Source organism: Thalassospira profundimaris, from assembly GCF_003326795.1.
GTDB lineage: Bacteria > Pseudomonadota > Alphaproteobacteria > Rhodospirillales > Thalassospiraceae > Thalassospira > Thalassospira profundimaris_C.
The window spans coordinates 90,308-97,398 of sequence record NZ_JPWI01000017.1; the positions used below are offsets into that span (position 1 = coordinate 90,308).

Consider the following 7,091-nt stretch of genomic DNA (forward strand, 5'->3'; position numbering starts at 1 on the left):
TTGGAAATTTGCCATGCTTGCCTGGGGGTATCTGCTTGTTGCGATCTGTCTTGAAATTGTCGGGACGGTGTCGCTTAAATTTTCAAACGGATTTACCGACTGGCGCTTTACCGTCCTGAGCCTGACGGTTTACGGACTGAGTTTCTGGACACTTTCGCTGTGTCTGCGGGTGATCCCGATCGGCACGGCCTATGCGGTGTGGTCGGGGCTTGGGACGGCGGCGATTGCGATCATCGGGCTTGTATTTTTCAAGGAACCGATGACCGCCCTTAAGGGTGTTTTCCTGTTGATGATTATCGGCGGCGTGGTTGGCCTCAAGACGGTCGGCAGCAACAGCTAGACCTGCACGGCATCGAGTGATTTTGCGATGCTGGCAATATCGGTTTCAAGATCGGTGTGACGCGGCTTCCAGCCAAGGTCAGCCGCCGCACGCCTGCCCGAAAGAAACTGATTGCGACCAAGCCCGCGTGCCCAGTTGCCATATTCCTCCATGGCAGCGGCAGGCGTCATATCCCTGATATCGCAGTCTGCGCGGCCAAAATGATTGGCGATCTGTTCGGCAATTTCCCGGTTTGAAATGCCGTTGATGCCAACACCAAAATAGGCGGCACCGGGCTTCGCACGTTCAAGCATCAGACGATAAAGATCGGCAAGGTCATCGGCATGAACCATTGGCAGATGGACCGTGTCACCCCCAACAGCATGAACGCAGTTGTCGCGGCGCGCCGTTTCGATATTGGCGGCCAGAAGGCCGGTATGCCCGATGGGATCGGTGGCATAGACACAGGCCGGATGAATGACCATGCCATCAAGCCTGTTATCGTCAAGAACCCGGTTGATGCCGTCGATCATCCAGCGAAATTCCGGAAGCGGATCAAAGGGTGCTGCTTCATCCATCAACTGATCGGGGCTGTTTGCGGCAAATAACCAGCTGCCACCGGTATAGAGGAACCTTACGCGATCTGGCATGCGATGCAGGACGGGGATCAGATGGTCAAGCAGGGCTTGATCGACTTGCATCATGGCGTCGGAAAAATCGCAGGCGGCATGAATGACCCCGTCAATCTCGGGCAGATCATCACACCAGTCTTGCGGTGCATGAATGTCACCGGTGATCGGGGTGGCACCAAGCGCGATCAGTTTGTTGCGGCTGGTTTCTGATCGGCCAAGGGCAAAGACTTTGTGATGACGGGCAATCAGATTGCGAATGATGGCCGATCCGATCAGGCCGGTGCCACCGGTGATAAAAATGCGCATTGGAGTTCCTTAAACATGACGATGCGCCCTTTTATCGAACCTCAAGTGTGGTTGAGGTCAAGGAGCTTTGTCATAAAGCCAGACATGAAAAAAAAGCCGGGCAGGTGCCCGGCTTTGATGCGCTTATTGCTGAGCAGATCAGGCAAATTCAAAGATGCCATCAATCTCGACCGCCACACCAAGCGGAAGGGAGGCAACGCCAACAGCCGAGCGGGCATGTTTGCCGACATCGCCAAAGACTTCGACCATGGTGTCAGACGCACCATTGACGACTTTGGGCTGATCGGTGAATTCCGGGGCGGAATTGACAAAGGCATTGAGTTTGACCACACGGGTGACCTTATCAAGATCGCCAATGGCGGTCTTGAGCTGTGCGACAAGGTTAAGTGCACAGAGGCGGGCGGCTTTCTGACCGTCTTCGACCTGATAGTCCTTGCCGAGTTTACCGACAAATTTCAGTTCGCCATTTTCCATGGTGATCTGACCGGAAATGTGAACCAGATTGTTCGAGACGACATAGGGCACATAATTCGCAACCGGTGCGGTGGCCTGTGGCAGGGTGATGCCAAGTTCGGCAAGGCGTGCGTCAATTTTACCAGCCATGAAGATCCATCCTTTTAACTGTGGGGACGTGTAGTTTGACGCAAACTTAGCGACCTTGCGGGCCGAACAAAACAGTTTCTTTTGGATGCTCTGCATCATTGCAGACTGACGGTGCCAAAACCTGCGGCCGGTTCAGCGCCGGGACCGGCAAAAGGATCGTTTCACCGACAGTTGAGAAAAATCAAATTGCCATCGGCGTCAAAGCGCCCCACAACTATGTGCAGAAAATTGATGTCAGGGATCAAGTTTCGGGCGTGTTTTTATAATGAAACCAGTTATTTGAAGGTTGCAGCATATGTCACTTCGTCAACGGATGGAAAATTTGCACGGTGCGTGGCTTGCCCTGATCGGGGTGCTGGTCATTTGCCCGGATGCGCTTTTGATCCGATTGATCAAGGTTGATGACATGACGGCATCGTTCTGGCGGGTGACGCTGCTTTGTGTGGCATCGCTTCTGATGGCACTGTGGAAGGGGCTTCGTCGCGGCGAGGGTGTCTTGCAATCCATCACCCCGAGCAAAACCGAAATCCCGGCAGCGCTGTTTTTCTGTGGCACGACGATCTTTTTCATCCTGTCGGTACGCAATACTGATGCCGCCAATACCTTGGTGATCATTGCCGCAGCGCCGCTGATTGCCGGTTTGATGGGGGTCTTTGTTTTCAAGCGGTCACAACCGATGCGGACCTGGATCGCGTCGCTTGTGGTTCTGGTCGCCCTTGCAATGATTGTCGGGGCCGGATTTGGCGGCAAGAATGCGCTTGGGGATATTCTGGCGCTGGGAACCGCGACCTGCATGGCCGGGTTCTTTAACGTCATTGGCGCACGTCCGCACACCAATGAAGTCAAGGCGATGTTGCTGGGCGCGTTTTTGGGGGCGTTGATCCTGTTGCCGAGTGCCGATCCGTTTACGGTGACCGGTCTTGACTGGTTGTGGCTGGTGTTGCTGGGCTTCTGGGTGTTGCCGGTGTCATTTTTGTTTATCTCGGCCGGGGCGCGCAAAATCCCCGCCGCCGAGGTCGGGCTGATCATGCTCAATGAAGCAATATTCGGGTCCTTCCTGGTCTGGGTGTTTATCGGGGAAGTGCCCAGCCAGACCACATTGATTTGCGGAACGGTGGTGATTGCGACATTGGTGGTTCATAGTTTTCTGGGCATTCGCGAAGTCCGCCGGATGCGGGTGGGGGCTTCGGTCTGACCGGCTGGTTTTGTCCGGTTTTCCAAGCGCGTTTTCAGGGCGTTCAGTTTTCTGTCAGGTTGATATCCTAGATGTTGCGGGGTTGGCCATCGGGCCAATTGCCCCGCGAAACATGCGTGTCACGATTGCCTGAAACGGGTGATGAGGCGGTTTTGTGCGGGGTATATGTGCCACGTAACAGGTAACCCTTCATGCCCCGTTCCCGGTTGTTGCCGATCCGTAAGCCGATTGATTATCGCGTCATTCTGGTGGTGCTGGCGGTGTATTTTACGCTGGTGTTCAATAGCGGAATTCTTGGTCATTTTTACGATATTCTCGGACAGCTTGGTGACTATGATCGCGGTTTTGCGATCAGTGCGCCATTTGTTCTGATCCTGGCAGCGCTTGTTGTTTTTACGCCCTTTTCATTCCGCTATCTGTTCAAGCCGTTTTTTGTTTCGCTGATCATGCTGAGTGCACTTGCGCATTACGGGATGGTCAAATACGGCATCGTGTTTGACCGTGGCATGATGGAAAATGTGATCGAGACCAACCAGCTTGAGGCATTTTCCTATTTCAATCTGACGGCGGCTTTGTGGTTTGTAGCGACCGGTTTGCTTCCGGCGCTTATCCTGATTGTGGTGCCGGTTCGGTATCCCGAGACAATCCTGCACGGGGTCGGACAGCGTTTTGTGATGATTGCCGTGCCCCTGGTGATGCTGGGCGGGATTGCCGGATTTTATTTCAAGGATTACGCATCGGTCGGGCGCAATCACAAGGTGCTTGGCAAGGAAATCATTCCGTCAAACTTCATCACCGGGACCATTCAGCTGATCAAGCGGCGCTATCTTTATGCCGATATGCCGTTCCGCAAGATTGGCGAGGATGCCCATATCGTTGCCAAAGCGCATGAAGACAAACCGACCCTGATGTTCCTTGTCATCGGGGAAACAGCGCGTGCGCAAAGTGTTGCCGCGAATGGCTATGGGCGTGCGACATCGCCCTTTACCAGCAAGATTGACGGGCTGGTGGCATTCCAGAATGTGCAATCCTGCGGAACCGCAACGGCGGTATCCGTGCCCTGCATGTTCTCGCCGATGGATCACGCCGTTTATGACGGCGAGGCGGCACGCCATAGCGAAAGCCTGATGGATGTTCTGAGCCATGCGGGGGTCAGGGTTCTTTGGAAAGACAATGACGAGGGATGCAAGGGCGTTTGCGACCGTGTGCCAACCATCGAGATTTCGCCCAAGGACTTCCCCGAAGAATGCGCTCTTGGCACCTGCTTTGACGAGGTCATGCTGCGCCAGCTTGATCAGCAGGTTTCAGACAAGGCCGAGAACCAGCTGATTGCGTTTCATCTGATGGGAAGCCACGGGCCGACCTATTACAAACGCTATCCCGATGCCCAGCGTGCTTTTGCCCCGGATTGCCCGCGCAGTGATATTGAGAATTGCAGTACACAGGAACTGGTCAATACCTATGACAACACGATCCGCTATACCGATTATGTTGTTGCCCAGCTGATCGCGAAGCTGAAAAGCTATCAGGATCGCTATAACACGGTGCTGCTTTATGTTTCCGATCATGGGGAGTCTCTGGGCGAGGGCGGGCTTTATCTGCATGGTGCGCCCTATATGTTCGCCCCTGATGAGCAGACCCATGTTCCGATGATGATGTGGATGTCTGAGGACTATCAGGCATCGCGTGAAATCGAAGGCGATTGCCTGTCATCTGCGGCCCGGGATGCGGCATTTTCACATGACAATCTGTTTTCGACGGTTCTGGGGGCAATGCATGTCTCCACGGGCCTTTATCAGCAGAAAAAAGACATTCTGGCCAGTTGCAGCAAACCGGTTCTTGAAGCGGCACTCGACATGTCAGGAACGCTTCAGAGGAATTGACAGAATGGGCTCTTCGTATTAATTGAGTTTACTCAGTGAGTTCACTTGACCAATTGGAGGGCCCCGATGAGCATCCGGGCAACCAGACGCGAGGAAACCCGTCAGAAGATTCTTGAGGCTGCGCGCAGTTGCCTTGAAGAAGGTGATTTTGAAGGCGCATCGACGCGCGAAATCGCCAAGCGGGCGGGGGTGGCCGAAGGCACCATTTTTCATCACTTCCCGACCAAGGAAGAACTGATCATCAGTTGTGTCTGCACGCAACTGGCCGAAGCCATTGAAAAGGGTCTGCATACCATGGACCCGGAATGGTGCTTTGTGGACAAGATGATGCATGTGGCCTCCTATCGCTTTACGCAGATCGGCCTGCATCCGGGGCTTTGGTCCATGATCATGCAACAGGTGGCCTTTTCCCCGCGCAAGGGGGCGGTCAATGAAATGCTTGATCGTAGCGGACTGCTCAAGGCGACGCGCGACCTGATTGAGGAAGCCCAGCTTTGTGGCGAACTCAATCCCGATCTTTCACCGGATCTGATCCGCAAAACTTTGATGGCGCTGTTTCTGTTTACGGTTCACGAGCATATGAGCACGCAGAATTTTGACTGCGAAGACATGTGCGCGACATTGCGTGAACTGATCGAAGTCCAGACGATCGGTCTTTGGGCGCGCAAGCCGGAACTTGCTGTCTGATATATCGGTTTATTCCCCGATCAGATGCAGGATCACGTTCCGCCGATGCGGTGCGTGACGATGTTCAAACAGGTAAATCCCCTGCCAGGTGCCGAGCATCGCATGGCCATTATCAACCGGAATGGTCAGGGACACGTCGGTCAGGGCTGATTTGATATGGGCAGGCATATCGTCCGGGCCTTCGCAGGTATGGCGATAAAGGCTTGGATTTTCCTGAACCAGCCGGTCAAAAAATGTTTCCAGATCAAGGCGGACATCGGGATCGGCATTTTCCTGAATGGTCAGGCTTGCCGATGTGTGTCGGACAAAGACGGTCAGTTGGCCGCGCACGATGCCGGTCTGGCCAATCCATGACTGCACCTGATCGGTGATTTCGATCAGACCCTGAGCACTGGTTTTGACTTCTAAGGTGACTTGATCCTGACGCAGCATGGCATTTTGTCCGGTGATGATGGGGCAGCCTGATCGTAAAAGGCCGGTGATGCGATGACAAGGCCGGTAAATCTGATGTGCAGAAATTCGGTTAAAATCACAATTTTACAATGTGTTATGGCGTGCCACAATATTGCCACTTGACCAAATCGCGGTGTGCGCATAACGATTTGGCCGTTAACTTTGAACTGGAATAAATCTGTTGCGTTTCGTTTCCTGCATGCTTGTGATCCTGATCAGTCTGACAGTTCTGCTGTCGGGGCATGATACCGTGCAGGCAGCATCCGGCCATGCGGGTCAAACGCATCACGCCGTGATGGTCGATGCCGCGCAACCGGCTTCATTCGATCCCCACGGATCGCATGCCGATATTTGCGGCATGACGGTTTGTGGCCCCTATGTCGATGAACAGATCAGCAAGGCATTGTTCATGCCGGTGGTTTCGACTGTGACCTTCTGGGTCAGGGAACGGACCGTTGTTTCCGCCGAGGCGGATGGCAGCTACAAACCGCCCCGCGCCTGAAAATAATCCCTTCTCTTTGATAAATGCCGTCGTTTGTTTGATCCGTTCAGGGTGAAACAGCAAAACTTGCGCATGTGTTTGTGCAACGGCGGCGATCAGTTCGATGATTATTTTCAGGAGCATGATATGCCCAACTCTAAATCGACTTTCCTTGCCCGTATTGTTCTATCAACCGCGATTATCGGGTCCCTGATGAGTGCGCCGGTGGCGAGTTTTGCCAGCCCCGGTCATGGTGCGCAGACCACCAATATCGGTGCGCCGGGCAAGGTAGCCGATGTAACCCGGACCATCCAGGTTACGATGGAAGACAATTTCTTTGATATGGAAACCATCGAGGTGCGCGCCGGTGAAACCGTGCGGTTCGAGATCGTGAACAAGGGTGAATTCGTTCACGAGTTCAACATTGGCACCGCAGCCATGCACGCGGACCATCAAAAAGAAATGATGATGATGATGGAACATGGGGCCCTTGAAGCAGACAAAATCAACATGGACATGATGGAAATGGACA

At 53.8% G+C, this 7,091-nt stretch carries 9 protein-coding genes; 6 read left to right on the forward strand and 3 right to left on the reverse strand.

Going from position 1 to position 7,091, the window contains the following annotated elements; genetic code table 11:
• Positions 1-13: 13 nt before the first annotated feature.
• On the forward strand, positions 14-340 hold the full coding sequence (locus TH30_RS20300) for a DMT family transporter (protein WP_114099902.1): 327 nt from the start codon (positions 14-16) through the stop codon (positions 338-340).
• On the opposite strand, the gene TH30_RS20305 is transcribed toward TH30_RS20300, so the two are convergent.
• The gene (locus tag TH30_RS20305) at positions 337-1,257 is read right to left on the reverse strand and encodes an NAD-dependent epimerase/dehydratase family protein (protein ID WP_114099903.1); all 921 of its coding nucleotides are present in this window, start codon (positions 1,255-1,257) and stop codon (positions 337-339) included. The genes TH30_RS20300 and TH30_RS20305 overlap by 4 nt on opposite strands.
• Before the next feature lie 138 nt (positions 1,258-1,395).
• Positions 1,396-1,860, reverse strand: a complete 465-nt coding sequence (locus TH30_RS20310; RefSeq protein ID WP_114099918.1) for a RidA family protein — start codon at positions 1,858-1,860, stop codon at positions 1,396-1,398.
• A 295-nt stretch (positions 1,861-2,155) separates the two neighbouring features.
• Between TH30_RS20310 and TH30_RS20315 the strand changes: the two genes are divergently transcribed.
• The 3 genes from TH30_RS20315 to TH30_RS20325 all read left to right on the forward strand — a co-directional run bounded on the left by TH30_RS20315 (position 2,156) and on the right by TH30_RS20325 (position 5,625).
• Entirely contained in the window at positions 2,156-3,055 is a 900-nt protein-coding gene (locus tag TH30_RS20315; RefSeq protein ID WP_114099904.1) for a DMT family transporter, read from the forward strand.
• A gap of 191 nt (positions 3,056-3,246) precedes the next feature.
• The gene (locus TH30_RS20320) at positions 3,247-4,938 is read left to right on the forward strand and encodes a phosphoethanolamine transferase (RefSeq protein ID WP_114099905.1); all 1,692 of its coding nucleotides are present in this window, start codon (positions 3,247-3,249) and stop codon (positions 4,936-4,938) included.
• A 66-nt stretch (positions 4,939-5,004) separates the two neighbouring features.
• Entirely contained in the window at positions 5,005-5,625 is a 621-nt protein-coding gene (locus TH30_RS20325) for a TetR/AcrR family transcriptional regulator (RefSeq protein ID WP_114099906.1), read from the forward strand.
• Between the two features lie 9 nt (positions 5,626-5,634).
• Here TH30_RS20325 and TH30_RS20330 read toward each other — a convergent pair whose 3' ends face one another.
• Positions 5,635-6,057, reverse strand: coding sequence for a secondary thiamine-phosphate synthase enzyme YjbQ (locus TH30_RS20330; RefSeq protein WP_114099907.1), 423 nt, complete (start codon positions 6,055-6,057; stop codon positions 5,635-5,637).
• 202 nt (positions 6,058-6,259) lie between these two features.
• Between TH30_RS20330 and TH30_RS20335 the strand changes: the two genes are divergently transcribed.
• Positions 6,260-6,580 carry a hypothetical protein gene (locus TH30_RS20335; protein WP_147252094.1) on the forward strand — a complete coding sequence of 107 codons (321 nt, stop codon included), beginning with the start codon at positions 6,260-6,262 and terminating at the stop codon, positions 6,578-6,580.
• Between the two features lie 126 nt (positions 6,581-6,706).
• Positions 6,707-7,091, forward strand: a 385-nt coding sequence (locus TH30_RS20340) for a cupredoxin domain-containing protein (RefSeq protein WP_114099919.1), incomplete at its 3' end; no start/stop codon positions are given.